The organism is Eubacterium oxidoreducens (assembly GCF_900104415.1).
Classification (GTDB): domain Bacteria; phylum Bacillota; class Clostridia; order Lachnospirales; family Lachnospiraceae; genus Eubacterium_C; species Eubacterium_C oxidoreducens.
The window spans coordinates 12,625-32,953 of record NZ_FMXR01000015.1 but is presented as its reverse complement, the minus strand read 5'-3'; the positions used below and the strand labels follow the sequence as shown (position 1 = coordinate 32,953).

Genomic DNA, 20,329 nt, shown 5'->3' with positions numbered 1-20,329 from the left:
CAAAATTTTTTGTAGAAAGGAGTGATGTATATATGTCAAATTGGCAATATGTAGGAGATGTTAACCCACTTGAAGGTGGGTTGTTTTATAAAAAAGAGGACGATTTCGATATGATAATTGTTCTTCCAATTTGCGGAGAGGAAGATACATATCTCACCGCACACCTTTTTGCGTTCAAGGATGATGTAGATGACTTTGTTCGTAAAAAGATTAAAGAAAAATGGGGATTTGCCCCAAAGGTCGATGTTTCTTTTGAAAAGAACATAGGCTTTATCCTGCACGATATGGTGTGGGAGATGGGGGTGGAGAATTTTTCTCCGCACTATCCAAACGGAAATCTGTGGGATTGCTACGGTCCAATTAGGTTTTCCAATGAGGCAGATACGAAAAAATTCTGTCTTGATTATATCGGAAAGGAGGAACTGTATGAGATTCTACGAGATGGACAAGAAGACCATTATGGTTGTGCTTAACCCATATGAAACGGGGAGCACAAACCTTTCCGTGTTGATTTATTTTAATCAGCGTGATGATGCCGAATTTATTTCCGCTCATTACGTTGATGCCAAAAGCAAAATGCAAGCCTTTGGCAAAGAAGCAGAAGAAGAATTTAATTGTTTCTTCCCCGGCTGTTTTAAAATGGCTGTAGATGGATGGAAATCCCGAAAAGCCTCCAAGAAAAAAAGTACTTATAGTACAAAGAAAGGAGGGGTTGTATGACAGCCATTTGGAACAGCCTCGTTTCCCTTGCAAGTAGCATTAGTGATGTGATTTCGCCAAAATTACTTGCAGGTGGGAGCGGAGCATTTATTCTTTTGATATTGCTTATGGCGTTTTTGCCTGATATTAGAAGGATTTTGAGTAAACTGCTATTCGCTTTGGTGGCATTTTTTGTCATCAAAGCATTGATTGGTGGAGGAATGCTTGATAGCATCACTTCCGCTATTTCATAAGGAGGATTTGCAAAAATGGCAAACAAAAAATTAGCCCCAATGGAGCAGAAAATTATAGATAGATTCACAGATTTGTTCCTATGGGGGCGTATGCTTGGTTCGTCCAATGCAAGTGACGAAGCATGGGATAAATATGTCGCCATGATTGAGGAGTTTGCAGACGGTATGGTAGACGGCAAGAAGGTGCACAGCGTGTATCAAACAGCCGTAAAAAAAATGGCACTTGCCTGTGCAGAAATGGCAGACAGTGCAGAAAAAATGACTTTGAAAAAGGGGGCATAAGCCCTCTTTTTTTTGTGTACTTATATATCGTGGAATTATTTTTCCTTTCTGTTATTAGCCCTGCAAAGCATTTTTTTTGCTTTGTGGGGCTTTTTTTATTTCGTCAATGCATTGATGTACTTATCTAAAGAAAGGAGGAAAGCCCTATGAAAAAGAGAATTTTAGTTTTGGCTTTAATCGGAATTGTAGGAACTATGGCGGTTACTCCTGCTTTTGCAGACACCACTTATGACTTGTATCAGACAAATGCAGAAGCAGCGACTATTTCATCTGATGAAGCAATCATTGTGTCAAGTGATGAAACGCTAACAGAAGAAACCATCATGGAACAAGTCACGATTGAAACCGTTGGAAATGCAGAGGTGAAAGAAAGCGGAGTTGTAGGCGGTGAAGAAGCCTTAAATTCATGGCTTTCAAGCATGAGTAAGAACGGCGAGGCAACCATTATGGTGTATGCCACAACGACAGAGGGCATTACAACCTATGGATTTGTTCGTTTGCTACTTGTTGACACTTCTCCAATTGTTTCCTTAGACGCATCATCTGTTCGTTCTATTAGCGAAAAATATCTAAGCACTTTGGGAGATGATTCGCTTTGGTTAACAGATGAGGAGTATAGCAATGTTTTAGACTCCGCTCTTGCCAAAATGGAGCAAGTTGAAAGTAGCGAAACAGAGGAATCTGTTGAGTACAATGGACAGACTTATACCAAAATCGTTGCAGGAAGTGGCACGACTTCTTATGTCGAAACCTACAGTCTTGATGCAGATGATGTCGCCTTAATTCAAAGCGAACTTAAAAATCGTTCATCAGACAGTTATGAAGACGTAGCTTCTCGTTACACATCTGTTTTGTCAATCGCGCGAAATTAATGTCTACAAAAAATCCCAAAAACCATATTAACAAGTGGGTGCAAATTTCAAACGAAAGGAGATGAAAAAAATGAAGGTTATTTTTGGCGAATACGGAACAGCAATCACTCTAAGCATTATTGGGCTTATGTTCTTGGTATTTTTCGCTGTCATGGTTCGTTATTTAGCACTTTAAGGAAGGAGAAAGATTAAAAATGCAATGGACTCAAAAGCAACTCGAAACACTTTATATCGAGAAAAACTACTCAATGGAGTTAGTTGCAAAGGTTACAGGAATCCCGATTGCTCCGCTTTCAAGGTATTTTGCGGCAAAGAAGATTCCACAAAAAAAGATGAAATTTAACGGCGGGCGTTTCCCAGCTACAGAAGTTAGGCAAGTAAGTTCCCCAATTAAGAATATTCAAAAAAAAACGCAGAAGACGAGTTTTTTGCATCACTGCTTTAGGAGGGGAATCATGGAACAATTAACATTTGATTTTTTTAAGCACCAAAACGAAGAAACCTACTTTAGACTCAAAAACACTTTGCAAGATGAATACAACGTAAATAAACTGCATTGGGAAGTCAGGCGAAGTATTTTAAAGAACATGAAGAAAGTTTCTACGGAAAGAATCGAAAAATTAGTAGAGATTATTTACGATAAACGCTCTACAAAAGAGGAAGTTGATGATGCAAAAGTTGAACTTTTTTGTGCATTTTTTCCGCTTTACGAAACGACCGCAAAAAAACTTGGACTTTTTGACGAATCTCTTATTTATGGAGATTTCTTTTCAGAGTGTTATATCTATTCTTTTGAACACGCTCTTGAAAAATTCACAAGAAAAAAGGGAGCTTTCCCATCTTATTTAAAGATAACCGTGTCAAGAACAGCTCCAAAACTCGTGCGAAAGTTAAAAAGTGAAGACCTTGCACATTCCGCACAGGTCGAGAGAATTATCAATGTTTATCACAATATGTGTGACGAAGATAATTTATTTGCAAATTATCCGATTGAACTGCAAGCCATGCAATTAAGAGAACGCTTGAATATTAAGGTAAAGCCGTCACTTAAAATTTGCAGAGAAGTCGTAGAAGGAGAACTTAGACAGTCTTTTGTTTTTCTTGATGCACCAAATCAAGACAATACAGGCACAAATCAAGACATTCTTTCATCTAATGCAAGTTTGCAAGTTGCATCAGCGGAAGATGAGTGTCTTGGAAGTGAAGAGGCGGAATTAAAACAGCTCCAAGAAGAAATTCTTTCTTTGCTGTCAACAACGCAAACTAAGAAAGTCATTAACGTAATTTTTAGGATGCTGAAAAACGGAACACTTCCAAGCACAAAACAAGCAACCATGAATAGGGTGCAAAATAGACTTAATTACACAGACGAACAGATTGATGATTCTTGGCATGAAATGCAGACAACATACATTCTTTTGAAATGCACAGGAGAAGTAAACGGATGGTAATTTTGTTTGATGTACTTATATAAGAGAAAAGGAGGGATAAAATGCATAAATTAAAAATGGTTAAAGATAGACTTGTGAGCAAGGCATCTGTCACCTACTACTCCATCACAGGAGCAATGATAGGTGCTATGCACGGAAATACGTATTTTGCCGAGGAAGACCTTGAAGAAACTGTTTCAACAATCTCAGATAACATTCAGAGCTTTATCCGAGGAATTTCAACTGCATCAGCAGGTGTCGCAGCAGCAATTTGCATTTTCTTAATTTTCTTTAGCAAAAACGAAAGAACTGTAGATAGTTCTATTTCTTGGCTTAAGAGAATTATCGTTGCATATGTTGCAATCTTAGCATTGTCTATCATCATTGGCTGGATTTCAGGCTCAATGCTTGACGGAACAGGCATTGACGTTCCTGACTAAAAAGGATATAGGCGGACAAAACAATCCGCCTTTTTCTTTTTTCACTTTTTTAATACCTATTAGGAAGGAGAAACAAGTGAAATCACTACTAATTGCAGAAAAACCGTCTTTAATGAGACAGATTAAAGAGGTTTATACAAAACATAGAAATGAAATAAAAGATGAAATTATTTTTAGTGCCTTACATGGTCATATTCTAAGACTTGTAGAGCCACGAGAGATGACAGAGGATAATTTGTGGGATATTCATAATCTTCCGTTCAACCCAAAAGATTATGGTGGATGGAATTATCGTGTAGAGGATGTAAAGACTTATCGAAATATAAAGGAACTTATGAGCGGAGTCGATTACATTATCCATGCAGGAGATGCGGATAGAGAAGGGGAACTTCTTGTAAGAGAAGTCCTTGTTTATGCCAAAAACAAACTTCCTGTTAAGCGTTATTGGCTTAATTCCACCACGGATAAAGATATTTTAAATGCACTTTTAAATTTGAGAGATGATAGTGAAGATTTCTTTGAAAACTTGTATCACGAAGCCCTTATCAGACAAAGGCTTGACTATTTGTTTGGTATGAACGCAACAAATGCGATTACAAATCGGGCAGGTATGCTTGTCAAATCAGGTCGAGTAAAAAGTGCCATTGTCGCAATGGTTGTAAATCGGGAAAACGAAATCAATAATTTCGTTCCATCAAAGCACTATACCGTAAACGCCTTGCTAGATGATTTTGATGCAAGTAATTTGGCTGAATTTCAGACAAAAGAAAAGGCAGAGGATTTTGCAAAATCACTTGATAAAGTGATGGTCGTTACAGATTTTGAGAAAAAGGAAAAGAAAGTTTATCCACCAAAATTGTTTAAACTGTCTACCTTGCAAGCATTTATGGCAAAAGACGGAATCGAAGCGTCTATGACACTTGCCATTTTGCAAGAACTTTATGAAAAAGGCTATGTAACTTACCCAAGAACAGGCTGTGAATACCTTAGTGAATCCGAGGATTTGTCTGTAATTTTAAAAACAGCAAAAGAAGGAGTTATGACAGATGTTCCAACTCAGGTTGATATGCCTAAAGGAGTAAAGAAGTTTATCAATCAAAAAGAAGTCGATAAGGAAGGGCATACGGCACTTATCGTAACTTCTAAAAGACCGACAAGCCTTAGCGGAAATCACTTAAAGGTTTATGAAACAATCAAACGTAGATGCCTTATGATGTTTATGCCACCTGCTATTTTTGAAGAAACGATTGTCACTTTAGAGGTAAATGACGAAGAATTTACAGCCAAAGGGCTTACCGCAAAAGATAAGGGATATTTTAATTTTGACATTATGAACTTTCCAAAAGAAGTGCATATCCCATCTCTTATTATTGGACAAGAGTTAAATGTAATGGAATATAAACCTATCCCGCACGAGGCAAAAAAGCCGACAAGATTTACGGACGCCACAATGATTATGGCTCTTGAAAATCCGAGTAAATACTTAAATGATATTTCGCTTAAAAGCAAGGAGCTTTCTGTGGGAACACCTGCAACAAGAGCAGGAATTTTATCACAGCTTACCAAAAAAGACAAAAACGGAAATGTCTTTTTGACAAGAGAAAAAAATCGTAAGGTTTACCAATTTGCTCCAACGAAATACGCAATGGATATTGTGGCAAAATTCGGTCATTTAGGGCTTTTTAAGGTTGATATGACAGGCGAATGGGAAAATATGCTAGGGGATATTAGAAGTGGCAAATTAGACGCAAATGAAGCCCTTTTAAAAGGCGAAAAGGACGTTCAGGAAATGATTGAGGAAATCAAGAAAATCCCAAAATCAGGCATGGGAAAGGTTATTTGCGAGTGCCCGTTTTGTGGTGGTGACATTTTAGAAGGAAAGAAAGCCTATTTTTGCTCAAATTGGAAAGAAAAAGGTTGCTCGATTGGTATTTTTAAGGAATTTTGGGGAAAGCCAATTACGAAAGCGGAAGTAAAAGACCTTCTTACAAAAGGGTTTATCGTAAAGAGTTTTGAGTCGAAAAAAGGAAATCCCTATAAAAAAGCCCTTGATTACAACAAAAACGAAAGAAAAGTAACAGCTAGAGATGGCTTTATCTAAAAGGAGATTAAAGAATGATTAAGATTGCAGTAGATACAGGAAACAAACAGATGAAAACAAAACACGAAGTATTCCCTGCGGGAGTGGTGAAACTTGAATCCGCTCCCTCCACAATTCCGCAAAATGAATACATCAAATTTGAGGATTATTGGTATGCAATTTCCATGAAGCGAATGGAATACTTAGAAGACAAATCGAAAAGCGAAAGATATTTTATCTTAACCCTAATTGCCATTGCAAAGGAACTGCAAAGAATGAATCGGTATAATGGAGAAATTCGTCTCTTAGTCGGGCTTCCGCCTGCTCATATGTATGATGATACCTTAAAAAGAGCCTTTCAGAGGTATTTTAGAAGAGATGATATTGAATTTACCTATATGGGTAGGATGTTTCATATTTCTATCAAATCCGTATCTGTTTTTGCACAGTGCTATTCTGCAATGATGACAAAATTTGCACAGTTTCGAGGTTATCCAAGGGTCGTTGGAGTTGATATTGGAGGATTTACCTCTGATTACATGACGCTCAGAAAAGGAAAGATTGACATTGAAGATACGGACTCTATGGAGTTTGGAACTATTCATTTTTATCGCATGACACAAAAGGCGGTTTCAAAAAGAACGCATAGTCTTATTTCGGAAGATGAAATTGATGCTATTTTGTTAGGAGATGCAAGGTTTTACGAAAAAGCCATTGTGGAAACCGTAAGAGAATGTGCAGATGCTTATGTTGATAGGCTGATTGGAATGTTTAGAGAGTTTGGGATTGATTTAAAAACAGCCTATGTCGTGTTTATGGGCGGTGGAAGTCTACTTCTCAAAAAAGCTCTTGCTAAAAAAGTCGGAAAACACACTTTTATTGAAGATATGAAGGCAAACGCAATCGGCTATGAATTTTTGTCAGGATTAAAGAAAGAAGGGTAAATTATGGCAAAGAAAAGAAAAACGCAATTTACAATTCAGTTTACAGAAGGGAATGTTCTTCATGAAGCGGTCGCAAGCTATTTAAACTCTGTTGGTCGAGTAAAGGCTTACATTATTGCAGAAGCAATCAGTCAGTATGTTGGAGAGAAAAAGCTGTACGACCTTTATGAAAAAACGAAGAAGGAAGAAGTAAAAACCCAAGAGGAGGTAAAAAAGGAAGAAGTAAAAGAAGATAAGTCAAAAGAGATTGAAAATAATTTAGAAGAGGACTTTGCAGAAGAAGATTTTGCAGAAGACATTTTAGCATCACTTGACGCCTTTGGCGAGTAAGGAGAAAATTATGAAGTTAAAGAAGTGGCTTTATAACCATGTGACAATTTTTAGAAAAGATGCAAACAGAATTTTATTTAATGAGGAAAGCGAAGATAAAGTTACCTTAAAAATAAAAGAAAAGTTCCAAAAAGAGAAACAATTTATAAAAGAATCTGAATATAACGGTAGTGAAATGCCAATAAAGATGAAAAAGCAATTAGATATATTTATCCACGTTCTTCTTATTTTGAGTATTATTGCTATGGCAATTCATTTTGTGTTTGTTGGCAAGGTTTCAGGAATTTCAATGTCACCAACTTTTGAGGATAACCAAATTGTTTTAACTACGGCATACACCTCTCTTTCCTATGGAGATATTGTGGTTTATCAAGATGTAAATAATGATTTTAAATCATCAAGAGTTATAAAAAGAGTCATTGCTTTGGAAGGTGATACGATTTATTGCGAAGATGGAGTTGTTTATGTAAATGGCAAGGCAATAGAGGAAGACTATATTGTTGGCACGACCTCTGATTTTGATGAAGTTACCATAGAAGATGGAGAAGTCTTTTTAATGGGAGATAATCGGGAAAATTCTGTTGATAGTCGAAGTGTAGGCACTCTAAAGACTGCATATATTACAAAGAAGGTGGTGATGTAATGGTTTTTTATGTTTTTTGTATTTTCGCTTTGCTTTATGTTTTTCAAAAAGATAAGTTTTCTAAAACCGCTCTTTTTGCCCTTAGTATTACCTATGCAATGATGGCAGCTTGCATAATGGTTTTTGTGTATAAACTTGTCACGAATTTTGAGTTTGCCCCTCTTTCATTTACGGCAAATCTAGCAATTACGCTCCCAATTTTAATCACTTGCATCATTTGGAAGAAGAAGGCAAACGCCGATAGCCCTTTCAACGAAAAAAAATATGAAAATGGCAAAGTCAAGATAAAATTAAACTAATAAGATGCGTCAAAAGATGAATCCATTTCAAAAGAAGGCAAAGTAAATGCCTTCTTTTTTTATGTACTTATAAATTGATAAAAAATAGAAGCCTTAAAAATGGAAGGAGTGATGTTATGGCTTCATTATTCACTATCGTCAAGGAGATTGAAGAAACGCTGAGTAAGTGTTTCGATGCTGAAACAGGCGAAATCCTAGACGAAAATGCATTGTCGAGATTAGATGAACTCGACCTTGTAAAAGATGAGAAGGTAGAAAATTGCCTTCTTTACATCAAAAACTTGCTTGCCGAGGCAAAAGCGGTTGGTGAGCAGAAAAAGATTTATGCACAGCGAGAGAAGGCACTGTGCAATAAAGCAGATTCGATGACAAGATACGTCACAAATCTGCTTGACGGAGAAAAATTTTCTTCCGACAAGGTAACACTTAGTTACCGCAAGTCGCAGTCTGTAAAGATTGTGGATGAGGAGAAGATTCCTTCAGAATTCCTGAAAATGTCTTTTTCTGTTGATAAGACAGAGGTAAAAAAGGCATTGAAAGAAGGAAAAGACGTGGATGGGGCAGTCTTAGAGACAAACCTCAATCCGCAGATTAAATAATAAGGAGGATTCGCAAAAATGGCAAGAGAATTAAAATTCCGTCCGTTAAAAGCGGACGAAGTAGAAACGAGAGTCGCAATGGTAAAAGACAATGGCGTTATGCTGTTGCTTTACAAGAACGCAAGAGTAGATATGTTACTTCTTGATGAGGTTGTCGGTCCGCTTAATTGGACACGCTCTCACGAGTTAATTGATGGACACCTCTTTTGCAAGGTCGGCGTTCGCTTAGACGAGTCATCGGACTTCGTGTATAAGTCTGATGTTGGAGTGGAGTCTAATACCGAAGCCACTAAAGGAGAAGCAAGCGACTCATTTAAGAGAGCCTGCTCCAATTGGGGTATCGGTAGGGAACTTTACTCGGCTCCGTTCATTTGGATTTCCGCAAAAGATGCGGGAGTTTCAAATGGAAAGTGCTACACGCAGTTTAGCGTAGCAGATATGAAGGTAGTAAAGGGCAAGATTACTGCTCTTTCCATCCGAAATGAGAAGACAAAGAAGATTGTCTATACATTCGGAACACCTTCCACAAAGGCAAAAGCAGAGCCTGAGCAAAAAAAGGAAACAAAAGCTGAAAAACCAAAAGCAGAAGTTTCCAAAAAGACAGGCGAGCAGGTTCTCCCCGAAGCGGTTCGCAAGATGCATCTTTGCATCAAAGCAGAACTTGACCGCACGGGGCTGACTTTAGAAAGCATCAAGTATTCGGGTTCACTTGAATCCATTGATGCACAGAACGGGGCTAAGATTTATACCTATCTGAAATCTCAGCCGTCTAAATAGTAGTTAAAGGGGGAACGTGAAAGCGTTCTCTCTTTTTGTAAGCAAATATTTTTTAGCCCAAAAGGGGCAGAAAGGAGTTCTCATGAAGAACGTAAATAAAATCATTTCCTTAGCAACTTCCAATAAAATCACTCCAAATGTAGGTGTTGATTTTACTTCCAATAAGATATACGCATCAAACGGAGCGTTATATCTTGAAGCTATTTGCCCGTTCGATATGAAGGGCAAGGGTGAAACTTTTCTCCCTGCAAAGGCGATGGGAGCAGTCGCAAAGATGAGGAATGTAAAGTCTTTCTCGCTTACCAAAACAGGCGTATCTGTAAAAGGCGACTTAGGTACGACTAAGTTAAACTTGACAGACAAGCCCGTGCCGAAAAGAGCAGTAGGTGAGGAAGTCGCAAAAATGCCTTTTGAGGCATTACAGACTGTCCTAAAAGGGGCAGTTGATACGACAGAGGAAGGTTCGGTATCCTCTACTGCTTTGACAAGCGGAGTATTCGTGTCTGTTAAAGATGGCTTATTAAAGGCTATTTCGACAGACGGGAAGAGAATGAGTCGAGTGCAAATGAAAAACGAGGAATTAAAAGACTGTGATGTTCTTACATTCCCTGTAGCTTTTGCACAACTGCTCACTTCCCTTAATGGAATTGGAGAAGCGGTGCTCTCTAGGACAAAAGAGGGAGTACTTTGCGTCACTTGCGAAAATGTTATGGCAAGTTGTGCAAAGCAGGACATTGAGGCAAAGGCACTTAAAAACGTCATTTCGTCAATGGACTCCCTTGTGGATAAGGCGAATATCCGTCTTTCCATTGATGGAGAGGAGCTTTTAGAAGCCGTTCAGTCCGTCATGAACTTTGACGGAAAGATGGTTATTTTGTCTGAAAAAGACAAGATGTTAAAGGTTTCTTCCGATTCTCAATTGTCTGAGATTGACTTAAATGTTAATATCTCGACAAGAAAGGGAGATAAAGAAGTACCAAAGGTCGCATATTCCGCAGAGTATCTTGCAAGGACACTGAAAAATGTTCTTGCTTTGCAGGAAGGCGGCGATGTAATACTTCGTCTTTCTGAGTATTACAAAAATTCTTTTGTTGCCAATTTTGAAACGGTAACAGGGGGAGATGTAAAAGGAGAGTACCTAGTACTCCCAATTAACACCAAGTAATTTTTTCAAGACCTGTCAGTATTTTTGCTGATAGGTCTTTTTTTTATTCCCCGAAAAATACATTGGTGTACTTATATATAGAAAGGCAAATACGCCAAAAAAATAAAAAAAAGAAGGAGGATAAAAATATGGGCTGGCTAATGGGTAAGTTAGTTACATGGCTTTTGCAAACGCTAGTAGAGCTTTTTGGTTTCTTTTTTGACATCATGGACAGTCAACTCGGATTTGATAACGAGGCGTTTATAAATGCTCTATCCGCATATAGTACATCAGGAGATGAGATGGATATATATACTTTATTGCTCGATGATGTTTTTAAACCGCTTGGAGTTGCTCTAATTACAGCAAGTTTAGGCTATCATTTATACATCAGTATGTTCTCGAAAAACGACAATGAAGTAGATAAACCGTTTGAACTTTTGGTGAGGGCAGGCATTGGATTTGCATTAATTTTCTTAATTCAAGACATTCTAGAATATGTCACAAATTTTGGAGATGATTTATTAACGGCAATATCAGATAAACTCTTCTCCACAGTGAGCACAACAGGATTAGGTACAGGAAGTGGAAATGCATCGGAGTCATTTAGTATCGTGGACCTCTCCAAATCAGATGATATTACAACAACATGGTCAGAACTTGCAAATGGTATTACACTAGCAATTTCGGGAGTGGCAGTGTCGATTATCATGATAGCAATTTTCCTTGTTATGGCAATTAGAATGTTTAAATTGTTTTATGCATATGCGGTTCGATATGTGCAATATCATGCTCTCGTATGGTTTTCACCAATCGCCATGAGTGCTTTTGCATCTGTTAGAACAAAGGATATAACAAAACAGTACTTACGAGCTATTTTGTCAGGAGCATTTTCGCTATTTTTAACTACTATATACGTCAAGATATTCTTGATTGCACTTGGAAACGCAATGGTGTTTGAAACGACGGATAATCCGTATATATCTTATGCCGTTAAAGTATTTATTGCGTGTGCAATTTATGAGGGCGGAAAAGAAATAGACGAATTTTTATCAAAAATTGGTCTGACAAATACCGTAAACAGACTTGATAATGGCATTGGTGTTGGAGCAGGACTTTCTATGATGGCATCAGGCGTTAAGAAACTGACAGGAAAGAGCGTAGAAGGACAAAATGGCTATATTGGAAGAGCGGTGCAAGGAGCAAAATTAACAGGAAAAGCGATGAAAGCAGGAAAAGAAGCAATAAAAACGGGTATTTCAAAATTGAAAAGTGGAAAACCTGAAGGTCGAGGCGAAAAATTTGCAGGAAAGAGCCTTAAAAATGATGGAAAAGGCACAGAAACGCAAATGGGCAAGATGGAAAAAGCCAATATGCTTAAAGATGCAAATGCAAATGCGAAAAACGGCGTTGGCGTAAACGCTCACCCAAGCAAAAACAAATCGCAAATGGCTGAAAATATGCGAAATCTTGCAAATGCGGCACAAGTTGGAGGACAGAAAAAAGGAAGTCCACTAAATGGAGTTACAGGACTATCTCCTATTGGAACAACATTAAATGATGATGGACAAGAGGTAATGGCTTTTGTTGGAGAAGATGCGAATGGTTACCCTGAACTCTTTGAAGCAACAAAAGTCGGAGCTGATTATCAGGCTCAAGAAGGTGAATATGTTCAGTCCATGACTACATCAAATGTAGACGGAACAGAATCGACTACAAATTATTGTTTTAAAAAGGCAGGCAAAGAAGTAAGAAACGCAAGATATTCAGATGGATATGGCGGAACTTATAGTGCAAAAGATATGAAATTTAATGAATCAGGATATGCATATCCTCCGAACTCAAAATACAATTCAAAGGATATGAAATAACAAAGAGGGGGGAGGAAATTTTTCTTCCCCTTGTTTTTTTTGGAGGTGGTAAAGTGTCAGAACAAAAAAACGACAACAAGGCAAAAGACCTTGCAAAGGGAGCGATGAAAAAAGGGGCAAAGCACTTAATGAAAAAAGCCGTCAAAGCAGCAGGAGCGAAGGTAGGGGGAGTCGCTTTGCTTTCTAACCCTGTAGGATGGGTAATTTTAGCCGTTATCGTTGCCATTTTAATCGTGATATTTGTCGCAATGGGAATCAATGTCGTAATGTACGAACTAGGTTTTGATAGTGCAACAGATTTTCAAAATGAACTAGATTCCGCAACAGAAGAAAAGGTCATCACGTATATTGATACAATTTTAGATAATGAAGAAAATTTAAGCGAAATGAAAGACGCCGTCGGGCATTATCAAAGGGCAGGAGGACTCGTGTCAGATGCGTACCTCGGAGATGAAGAATCTTACAAAAACGTAGGCTTTTTAAGCAGTGTTTATGGGGATATTTCCTCTGAATATAATGATTATATGCAGGAGATTTATGAAGAATATGGGATTTACACAATTGAAGAAACCAATGATACAGGCGGTACGACAACGAAAAACATTTCAGGATTTAAAATAGACGATACTGAAATAGATACTCTTTGGGAAAAACAAGAAGATGAGCATTACTTAGCCTCTACTTATTTTTCCCCAATTGTGTTATCTGAATGTACGAGTAGTCAGTATGCAAGTATTGCAGATGGTGATGTTGATTCACTAATTGCCGTGCTTGATGAGTATTATGAAAGCAATTCTATTGCGGATTATTCAAGAAAACTTACAAAGAAGAAAAATTCTTCTAAAACATCGACGGAGACGATTAAACGCCCGTATTATGCATACGTCGGTACGGGTAGTGACTTAGAACTGTTTGGAGATGTATCAGAAGACGAAGCCATTACAAAAGATACGAAAATATATGTAGACCAAATTGATTCAGAATACACTATTTTGCTACAAGGAAGTTCTTCATGGGAATTAAGATATGAAACGGTTACTGCTACAAATGAAGAAGCGGATTATTGCTTAAAATATACCTTAAATTTAGCGGATACTACATTAACTTCAAATGAAGACGAAGCCGAATACGCTTATGTGCTAGATGAAGACACAATGGGGGCGTTAGAAGACTTAGTTGATTCTATTGAAGATGGCTCTATTTTCGGAACACTAGGAAACGGCATTAAAGCAGGATTTTTCTATTTGAGAAGTAAAATAAAAGATGCTTTAAATTGGGATAAGATAGAGAGCATTTTGAGTAAAGCCAATATTTCTCTTACAAGTTCATCTTCTTCTCTTATATCAGGAGATGGAGGAGTTGGTTCAGCAACAGGAGAAGATGCGGCGGCATGGGCTTTAAAGGCTTATAAAAACAATTGGCAATACTCAAATAGCAAAAGAATGAGTAAAGGATATGTAGACTGTTCTTCTCTTTGTGCAAGAGCCTATGCTGCCGCAGGTCTTGATGCGTTAATGAGTGGCAGTAGTGCAATGGTGGCATCTACGCAAGCTGAGTATTGTCTTAAAAACGGCACAATTATTGCAAAAGGACGGTCAGCGTGTAAAAAACTAAAAGCAAGTTCACTAAGCGTTGGAGATTTGATTTTTTATGAAAGAGCGGGAGCGGGAGCAGATAGAATGGTTAGCGAGCTTGGAGTAAAAATCGGTCACGTTGCTATGTATATCGGTGATGGGAAAATTATAGAAGCGAAAAGCCCAAGTCTTGGTATTCAAGTAGGCGAGCTTGACCTTACCACAGATAGTGCCTATCTCGTTGCTAGACCATATCAAAGCGGAGATTATTCTTCTTTGAAAAGCGGGAAAAGTCAATATAAAGAATTGTATGAAATTCTTACTTCCAAAAACGGGCTTGGCTTGTCAAGTGCGGGAGCGTGTGGTGTTTTAGGAAATCTTTATGCAGAAACTACTACACTTAATGCTACGTCGGGTTCTGAAAGTACTCATTTTGGTCTTTGCCAATGGGGTGGAGTCCGAATGTCTAACTTAAAAAAATACTGTAAGAAAAAGGGTTATGATTACAAATCTCTGGAAGGTCAAGTTCATTTCATGGAATATGAAATGAAGAAAAATTACCCTTCTCTTGTGAAGTATTTAAAAAAGACAACAAATGCCACAAAAGCGGCACAAGAATTTTGTGCGGTATTTGAAAGACCGACAAAAAACTCAGGCTCGTCAGCGGATTATTACAAAGGTAAATATTATCAAAACCTGTCAGGTAGAGTAGCATGGGCGAAAAAATTTTATGAGAAATGGGGTAAATAAATTGAAAAAAGCAGTAATTTTAGGGCTTTTGGCAACAGTTTTTGTTGCCATGCCCGTATATGCAGATGAAACAAATATTGAAATCACTTATGACGTAGACAGTATTTTAGGTGGACAGACCGTTTCTTTATATCTTGTAAATGAAACAACCGCCGAAATCGAGGAAGTTGAAGCCAATTTAAAAGACGGCAGGAGTGAATCTTTTTGCCTGCCCGAAGGAAGTTATTCTTTTGGCGGTGTTTGGCAAGGCGATACTCAGCTTATAAATTACAAATTTGAAATGGACGATTTTGTGATAGAGGACGGAAAGGTGGCAAAAGTTTCATTTGATGGAAGTTCTCATCAAATCACATTGCAGTCCGTAAATATCCCTATCACGATAGAGGGAAGTAGTAATGTGAGCACCCTTCAAATTGAACTTGAAGGAAAATCTGACACTTATTATTCCGCAGAGGATAACTATTTGATTCCTTATTATTACATTCGGGAGCTTTCGTCTTATCCACTTAGCATTAATATAAATGCAGGAAAATATCATATTACAGATGTAAAAGCCTATGACGCTGATTTAAACCCGATTGAGGTTTATTATGACGAAAGTGATTTTTATGCAACAAGAACGAAAAGCAATGATGCAATTAAGCTGTATACCGAAAATCCACCAAGCGATTATGTAAAAGCAAAAACAAATGCTTATTTGTTAGAAACCGATAGAACCATCTCTCTTACATTAGACGAGTGTAAATCAGGCATTACTTTTGAAGAGTATTTGGAAGAGGAAGACTTTTCGGACGAAGAAGGTGAGGTCGCCTATGATGACAACGGAGATGTTGTAGGAGATGAGGCAGATGTAAAGGAGACTACAAGCAATTACAAAAAGCCGATTATCATTTTAATTGTGTGCGTAGGACTTGCCATTTTATTTGCACTTAGAAAGAAAATTTACAATGCCTATATCCGCTATCAGATAGGAAAAAGGTAAAAATAGCACTTTGTGTACTTATATATAGAAAGGAGGGAATAACTTATGAAAAACTGCATAATTCCATCAAATTTTGCACAAGAAGGAACGATTGGTGGCTTTTTAAAAGTACGAAATGTTATAGAAAGCGGAGTCATTGGAATTTTTATGGCAATCTTAATTTTTAAAGTATTGCCACTTCCCGCACAAGGGAAGATTTATATGGGAATTTTAATTTTACTTCCACTTGTAGTCCTTGCCCTTATCGGAATAAATGGATTATCCTTATCTTCCTTTATCATTGATGTGATTTCATCAAAGCAGGCAGGACGAGTTTTTAAAGCCCCAACACCAAAAGATAGAATTTACCGAGAGCAAGTATTGCAGCGTAAAAAATATCAAAAAATAAAACAATTCAAAAAAAATGAAAGGAAACGAAAGAGCATTGAGCAGAAAGACAGAAAGAGAAGCGAGAAAGGAAATCGCAAAAAGACGAAAAGAGATTCCTAAAGCCCCTGAGAGAGTCGAGGAAAAATCAAATGATATTGCGGATATGACACCCTTAGAGCGAATTTCCGCAATTAAAGAACAAAGGGCAATGCAAAAAGAGCAAGAAATAGAGATTGATGTTACGCAAAAAGACCATGATATTTTCATTCAATCTCCACTTCCGACAACGCTTGCGGTTGATTTAATTCCCATTGAGAAAATTGAAAGAGGAATTGTATATACAGAAGACAACCGCAGAGTAAAGATTTTAGAAATTTTACCAATTAACTTCTTGCTTAAAAGTGATGAAGAACAAGAAAGCGTTGTAGAAGATTTTGCAAAATGGTTAAAGATTGCTCCGTCAGGGATTCAAATTAAGTCTTTGTCAAAAAGAGCAGACGTTTCTTCGTATATCGACAAAATGCGTAAAGAGATTGCGAATGAAAAAGACGAAAAATGCAAAGAGCTGATGATTGACCAATTAAATTTAATTACGCAAGTGTCCGCAACAGAATCGGTTTCAAGACGATTTTTCATTGTTTTGGAAAAAAAGATTGCAATGGGACAGATGATTTCTGATGAAGAAATTGAAAACGAACTTAATATTGCGGCGAATCGAGCTAAAACTTATCTTGCATCTTGCGGAAACAAAATGGTTACACTTGGGCTTACCACGCAAGAAACGGCAAAGATTTACTTTGACATTTTAAACCGAACAAAAAATGCAGAAGTAGATTTTGAACAGCAGTATCAAGACGTGCATTATTTTTATGAATGCACCTATGGAGAAGAGTCTTTAAACCATATTCCTGTTACGGAGTTTATTTCTCCGAGTGAGATTGACCTTACCCACCGAGATTACACAAGAATAGACGATACTTATTATTCTTTTGTTTATATAAAACAGAATCATATTCCAAATTATATGCCAAAAGGCTGGCTTTCGATACTGACAAATGCAGGTGTTGGTATTGATGTGGACTTATTTTTGAAAAAGGAAGATAAAAGAAAAAGTTTAGACAGAATTGGACGGCACATGAGATGGAATATGTCAAAAATGAATGACATTAGTGCATCAAATTCCGCATATGATGATACCCTTGATACTCTTGATGCAGGAAATTATTTGAAACAAGGGCTTTCAGGCGGTGGACAGGATTTGTATTATTTTGCAATCTTGTTGACAATTACATCTAATAACCTTAGTACACTTAGAGCGAAGAAAAGAGAATTTCTTGATTACCTCCGCTCTATTGAGATTGATTGTGGAAATACGGATTATGAACAAAAAAGAGCACTTACAAGTTATATTCCACTCGGACAGATGGATAAGAAGATTTTTGCAAGAGCAAAGAGAAATGTATTAACCTCTGACCTTGCTTGTTTTTATCCATTTACCAACTATGAAATGTTTGATGAAGATGGAATTTTCCTCGGTATTAACGAGATGAATAATTCCATTTGTGCGACAGATATTTTTGATTCAAAAAATTACATGAATGCGAATATTTCTATTTTGGGTACGTCAGGAGCAGGAAAGACGTATTTGTTACAGCTTTTGGCTCAAAGATTCCGTAAAAAAGGTATTCAGACATTTATTATTGCACCTGATAAAGGACACGAATTTGCAAGAGCGTGTCAAGCAATCGGCGGGGAGTTTGCGCAGATTTCTCCTGCGTCAGAACATTGTATTAACGTGCTTGACATCCGAAAGCCAAATGATACCGCCTCAAAAGCTCTTGATGGAGATTACTATGAATCGTCTCTTTTGTCAGACAAGATTAATGGCACAATTGAAACTTTCTTTTCCCTTTTAATTCCTGATATGGACGGTCTTGAAGAAGAACTTTTAGACGAAGCTATTTTAAGAGCGTATGAAAGAAAAGGAATTACAATGGACAATACCTCACTTTATAAGGAAGACGGCTCAATGAAAGAGATGCCGATTTTAAGTGATGTGTACGAAGAACTTTTAAAAGACGATAGGACTTACCGTCTTGCTATGATTTTAAAGAAACTTGTAAACGGTTCAGCAAAGAGTTTTAACGGACAGACAAATGTAGACTTAAATAATCTTTACACTGTTATTGATATTTCAAAATTAACAGGAAAGATGCTTACTATTGGAATGTTTGTCGCACTTGATGCGGTACGGGGGATTTCAAAGGAAGATAGAACAAAGAAAAAGGCTATTATTTTGGACGAGGCATGGGAACTTATCGGAGCGAAGTCGAATAAAAAAGCGGCAGAATATACGCTTGAAATTTTCAAAATTATTCGTGGCTATGGCGGTAGTGCTATTTGTGCAACGCAAAATCTTACCGACTTCTTCTCACTTGATGGCGGTGCGTTTGGTGAGGGTATTATTAACAACTCCAAAACAAAAATTTTATTAAAACTTGAAAATCGAGATGCGAAAGCGGTGCAGGAGCTTCTTGATTTATCAGATGAAGAATACAAAAAGATTATTAAATTTGAACGAGGACACGGACTTTTGGCAACAAATGGAAACAATGTTCCTATCCACTTCTTAGGAAGTCCGAAAGAAAATGACCTTATTACAACAGACAGAAAACAATTAGAACAATTGGCAAAGGAGAAAGAATATGGCAATGCAACAGGAAATTAAAACAATTAGCGATGGTGCGGCTAAGAAGTATGAATTTGGTCGAAAAATCTTAACAATGGTACAGAAAAATAAGATTATGCACATTAGACAGCTTGCAGAATGTGTAGAAGAGGACATTTCGACAGTCAAAAAGGAAGTTAAAGAATTTGTCTTTGATGAACGGCTGTTTTACGCAGTCGAAGGTGGCGAGGAAAATCAGGACATTATCGTGTCGTGTGAGGAGTTGAAAGAGAAGTTCCATGAATTAGATGGACATTATAAAGCCTTTTGGATTTATCTTGATTTTAAAGCAAAAGCAAATCATGTGGATTTTCTTACTTATGATGGCTTAAATTACAGCAACCTTTTCTGTGCAGCGTTATCGGTGAACGGAGAGTTTATTGAAATTTTATATGTTCCAAAGACGAAAGAGACAGACCTTAGCGTTCTTCATAATATGGAGCGGTATTTAACAGAAGAAGACAGAGAAAATTTACATCGAATTATTGTTATTGACGAAGAAAGTCAGATTGAAAAGATGAAACGCTTTGAAGTGATTGGAGTTGATTCCTATGTACTTGTGGAAAGCGGTGGAGCAACAAAATATATTCAGGCATAAGAAACGCAATTATCCCACCACCTATTAAGGTGGGGGGTCTTACTTACGGTGTGTAAAAAAATCTACCAAGGATTACGATATAATTTTTGGTTTCTGTCAATATGAGTCCACAATGAGCTAATGTTGTTTTGTCTACAATAATTTGCTACTTCTGTGCCGAAATAAAATTCTGTTTTATCGAAGTTGTGTGCTGTGTTACCGTCTTTTACATGGTTATTCCAACCTTTAAAGTATATTTTTTCAGACTCTTCAACTTTTCGGCATTTAGTATACTGCCTCATTGTTTCATAAGTTATTTTTATTCCACTTGAAACCCGCGGGATATGAGAAGAAAGGAGGCTTAGGAGAGTGTTAGAAGTAAAGCCATCTCCACAATACGAAAGGTTCAATACACGACAAAATTCGTTATAAATGTCGTCTGTTATTTCTGCAATATAAGAACCACTTTTACTTTGATATATAGTTACGACAAAGCCATAATTTAACGCATGAACCCCAACAAGCAATTCATATCTATTATTACTAAAACTAAAAATGCAATCCAATGTTTGTTGAGAATAATTAAAGGCAAAATGTTCTTTATAGATTCCTTTATTTGACATGTCGGGAATTAAAGTATCAAGATGTGGAAATGTTAGTTTACTCATAATTTTTCTCCTATTAT

At 37.2% G+C, this 20,329-nt stretch carries 22 protein-coding genes; 21 read left to right on the top strand and 1 reads right to left on the bottom strand.

Features of this window, described 5'->3' with window-relative positions; translation table 11 throughout:
- Window positions 1-32 precede the first annotated feature (32 nt).
- The 21 genes from BLS20_RS10195 to BLS20_RS10095 all read left to right on the top strand — a co-directional run bounded on the left by BLS20_RS10195 (window position 33) and on the right by BLS20_RS10095 (window position 19,665).
- Entirely contained in the window at window positions 33-473 is a 441-nt protein-coding gene (locus BLS20_RS10195; protein ID WP_090174271.1) for a hypothetical protein, read from the top strand.
- Window positions 442-720 carry a hypothetical protein gene (locus BLS20_RS10190; protein ID WP_090174270.1) on the top strand — a complete coding sequence of 93 codons (279 nt, stop codon included), beginning with the start codon at window positions 442-444 and terminating at the stop codon, window positions 718-720. The genes BLS20_RS10195 and BLS20_RS10190 overlap by 32 nt, the downstream gene beginning before the upstream one ends.
- Window positions 717-953: a hypothetical protein gene (locus tag BLS20_RS10185; protein ID WP_090174269.1), complete on the top strand. Its 237-nt coding sequence runs from the start codon at window positions 717-719 to the stop codon at window positions 951-953. The genes BLS20_RS10190 and BLS20_RS10185 overlap by 4 nt, the downstream gene beginning before the upstream one ends.
- Window positions 954-968: 15 nt before the next feature.
- A complete protein-coding gene (locus BLS20_RS10180; RefSeq protein WP_090174268.1) occupies window positions 969-1,235 on the top strand; it encodes a hypothetical protein in 267 nt (88 codons plus the stop codon).
- A gap of 146 nt (window positions 1,236-1,381) precedes the next feature.
- A complete protein-coding gene (locus BLS20_RS10175; protein ID WP_090174267.1) occupies window positions 1,382-2,107 on the top strand; it encodes a hypothetical protein in 726 nt (241 codons plus the stop codon).
- A gap of 455 nt (window positions 2,108-2,562) precedes the next feature.
- Window positions 2,563-3,558, top strand: coding sequence for a hypothetical protein (locus tag BLS20_RS10170; protein ID WP_143010256.1), 996 nt, complete (start codon window positions 2,563-2,565; stop codon window positions 3,556-3,558).
- Between the two features lie 41 nt (window positions 3,559-3,599).
- Window positions 3,600-3,977 carry a hypothetical protein gene (locus BLS20_RS10165; protein ID WP_090174265.1) on the top strand — a complete coding sequence of 126 codons (378 nt, stop codon included), beginning with the start codon at window positions 3,600-3,602 and terminating at the stop codon, window positions 3,975-3,977.
- 76 nt (window positions 3,978-4,053) lie between these two features.
- Entirely contained in the window at window positions 4,054-6,078 is a 2,025-nt protein-coding gene (locus BLS20_RS10160) for a type IA DNA topoisomerase (protein ID WP_090174264.1), read from the top strand.
- 14 nt (window positions 6,079-6,092) lie between these two features.
- Entirely contained in the window at window positions 6,093-7,001 is a 909-nt protein-coding gene (locus tag BLS20_RS10155; RefSeq protein ID WP_090174263.1) for a ParM/StbA family protein, read from the top strand.
- Window positions 7,002-7,004: 3 nt separating this feature from the next.
- Window positions 7,005-7,331 (top strand): hypothetical protein, encoded by a 327-nt coding sequence (locus tag BLS20_RS10150; RefSeq protein WP_090174262.1) that lies wholly within the window; start codon window positions 7,005-7,007, stop codon window positions 7,329-7,331.
- A 10-nt stretch (window positions 7,332-7,341) separates the two neighbouring features.
- The gene (lepB, locus tag BLS20_RS10145) at window positions 7,342-7,974 is read left to right on the top strand and encodes a signal peptidase I (protein WP_090174261.1); all 633 of its coding nucleotides are present in this window, start codon (window positions 7,342-7,344) and stop codon (window positions 7,972-7,974) included.
- Window positions 7,974-8,273 carry a hypothetical protein gene (locus BLS20_RS10140; protein ID WP_090174260.1) on the top strand — a complete coding sequence of 100 codons (300 nt, stop codon included), beginning with the start codon at window positions 7,974-7,976 and terminating at the stop codon, window positions 8,271-8,273. The genes lepB and BLS20_RS10140 overlap by 1 nt, the downstream gene beginning before the upstream one ends.
- 116 nt (window positions 8,274-8,389) lie before the next feature.
- A complete protein-coding gene (locus tag BLS20_RS10135) occupies window positions 8,390-8,872 on the top strand; it encodes a siphovirus Gp157 family protein (RefSeq protein WP_090174259.1) in 483 nt (160 codons plus the stop codon).
- An 18-nt stretch (window positions 8,873-8,890) separates the two neighbouring features.
- Entirely contained in the window at window positions 8,891-9,649 is a 759-nt protein-coding gene (locus BLS20_RS13785; RefSeq protein ID WP_176762370.1) for a hypothetical protein, read from the top strand.
- 82 nt (window positions 9,650-9,731) lie between these two features.
- Window positions 9,732-10,814: a beta clamp domain-containing protein gene (locus tag BLS20_RS10125; protein WP_090174258.1), complete on the top strand. Its 1,083-nt coding sequence runs from the start codon at window positions 9,732-9,734 to the stop codon at window positions 10,812-10,814.
- Between the two features lie 128 nt (window positions 10,815-10,942).
- Window positions 10,943-12,664, top strand: coding sequence for a hypothetical protein (locus tag BLS20_RS10120; RefSeq protein ID WP_090174257.1), 1,722 nt, complete (start codon window positions 10,943-10,945; stop codon window positions 12,662-12,664).
- A gap of 53 nt (window positions 12,665-12,717) precedes the next feature.
- A complete protein-coding gene (locus tag BLS20_RS10115) occupies window positions 12,718-14,988 on the top strand; it encodes a phage tail tip lysozyme (RefSeq protein WP_090174256.1) in 2,271 nt (756 codons plus the stop codon).
- Window position 14,989: 1 nt separating this feature from the next.
- Entirely contained in the window at window positions 14,990-15,970 is a 981-nt protein-coding gene (locus BLS20_RS10110) for a hypothetical protein (protein ID WP_143010255.1), read from the top strand.
- Between the two features lie 45 nt (window positions 15,971-16,015).
- Window positions 16,016-16,459, top strand: a complete 444-nt coding sequence (locus BLS20_RS10105; RefSeq protein ID WP_090174254.1) for a hypothetical protein — start codon at window positions 16,016-16,018, stop codon at window positions 16,457-16,459.
- On the top strand, window positions 16,374-19,067 hold the full coding sequence (locus tag BLS20_RS10100) for a VirB4 family type IV secretion system protein (protein WP_143010254.1): 2,694 nt from the start codon (window positions 16,374-16,376) through the stop codon (window positions 19,065-19,067). Before BLS20_RS10105 ends, BLS20_RS10100 begins: the two co-directional genes overlap by 86 nt.
- Window positions 19,045-19,665, top strand: coding sequence for a DUF5697 family protein (locus tag BLS20_RS10095; protein WP_090174252.1), 621 nt, complete (start codon window positions 19,045-19,047; stop codon window positions 19,663-19,665). The genes BLS20_RS10100 and BLS20_RS10095 overlap by 23 nt, the downstream gene beginning before the upstream one ends.
- Before the next feature lie 62 nt (window positions 19,666-19,727).
- Here BLS20_RS10095 and BLS20_RS10090 read toward each other — a convergent pair whose 3' ends face one another.
- Window positions 19,728-20,312, bottom strand: a complete 585-nt coding sequence (locus BLS20_RS10090) for a DUF6037 family protein (RefSeq protein WP_090174251.1) — start codon at window positions 20,310-20,312, stop codon at window positions 19,728-19,730.
- Window positions 20,313-20,329: the final 17 nt, after the last annotated feature.

What these genes read in the sequence shown, in the direction of transcription:
- BLS20_RS10125 (WP_090174258.1), top strand. Translation starts at nt 9,732, where the DNA reads ATGAAGAACGTAAATAAAATCATTTCCTTAGCAACTTCCAATAAAATC.
- BLS20_RS10175 (WP_090174267.1), top strand. Translation starts at nt 1,382, where the DNA reads ATGAAAAAGAGAATTTTAGTTTTGGCTTTAATCGGAATTGTAGGAACT.
- BLS20_RS10090 (WP_090174251.1), bottom strand. Translation starts at nt 20,312, where the DNA reads ATGAGTAAACTAACATTTCCACATCTTGATACTTTAATTCCCGACATG.
- BLS20_RS10155 (WP_090174263.1), top strand. Translation starts at nt 6,093, where the DNA reads ATGATTAAGATTGCAGTAGATACAGGAAACAAACAGATGAAAACAAAA.
- BLS20_RS13785 (WP_176762370.1), top strand. Translation starts at nt 8,891, where the DNA reads ATGGCAAGAGAATTAAAATTCCGTCCGTTAAAAGCGGACGAAGTAGAA.
- BLS20_RS10100 (WP_143010254.1), top strand. Translation starts at nt 16,374, where the DNA reads ATGAAAGGAAACGAAAGAGCATTGAGCAGAAAGACAGAAAGAGAAGCG.
- BLS20_RS10165 (WP_090174265.1), top strand. Translation starts at nt 3,600, where the DNA reads ATGCATAAATTAAAAATGGTTAAAGATAGACTTGTGAGCAAGGCATCT.
- BLS20_RS10105 (WP_090174254.1), top strand. Translation starts at nt 16,016, where the DNA reads ATGAAAAACTGCATAATTCCATCAAATTTTGCACAAGAAGGAACGATT.
- BLS20_RS10135 (WP_090174259.1), top strand. Translation starts at nt 8,390, where the DNA reads ATGGCTTCATTATTCACTATCGTCAAGGAGATTGAAGAAACGCTGAGT.
- BLS20_RS10180 (WP_090174268.1), top strand. Translation starts at nt 969, where the DNA reads ATGGCAAACAAAAAATTAGCCCCAATGGAGCAGAAAATTATAGATAGA.
- BLS20_RS10140 (WP_090174260.1), top strand. Translation starts at nt 7,974, where the DNA reads ATGGTTTTTTATGTTTTTTGTATTTTCGCTTTGCTTTATGTTTTTCAA.
- BLS20_RS10190 (WP_090174270.1), top strand. Translation starts at nt 442, where the DNA reads ATGGACAAGAAGACCATTATGGTTGTGCTTAACCCATATGAAACGGGG.
- BLS20_RS10170 (WP_143010256.1), top strand. Translation starts at nt 2,563, where the DNA reads ATGGAACAATTAACATTTGATTTTTTTAAGCACCAAAACGAAGAAACC.
- BLS20_RS10195 (WP_090174271.1), top strand. Translation starts at nt 33, where the DNA reads ATGTCAAATTGGCAATATGTAGGAGATGTTAACCCACTTGAAGGTGGG.
- BLS20_RS10120 (WP_090174257.1), top strand. Translation starts at nt 10,943, where the DNA reads ATGGGCTGGCTAATGGGTAAGTTAGTTACATGGCTTTTGCAAACGCTA.
- BLS20_RS10150 (WP_090174262.1), top strand. Translation starts at nt 7,005, where the DNA reads ATGGCAAAGAAAAGAAAAACGCAATTTACAATTCAGTTTACAGAAGGG.
- BLS20_RS10095 (WP_090174252.1), top strand. Translation starts at nt 19,045, where the DNA reads ATGGCAATGCAACAGGAAATTAAAACAATTAGCGATGGTGCGGCTAAG.
- lepB (WP_090174261.1), top strand. Translation starts at nt 7,342, where the DNA reads ATGAAGTTAAAGAAGTGGCTTTATAACCATGTGACAATTTTTAGAAAA.
- BLS20_RS10185 (WP_090174269.1), top strand. Translation starts at nt 717, where the DNA reads ATGACAGCCATTTGGAACAGCCTCGTTTCCCTTGCAAGTAGCATTAGT.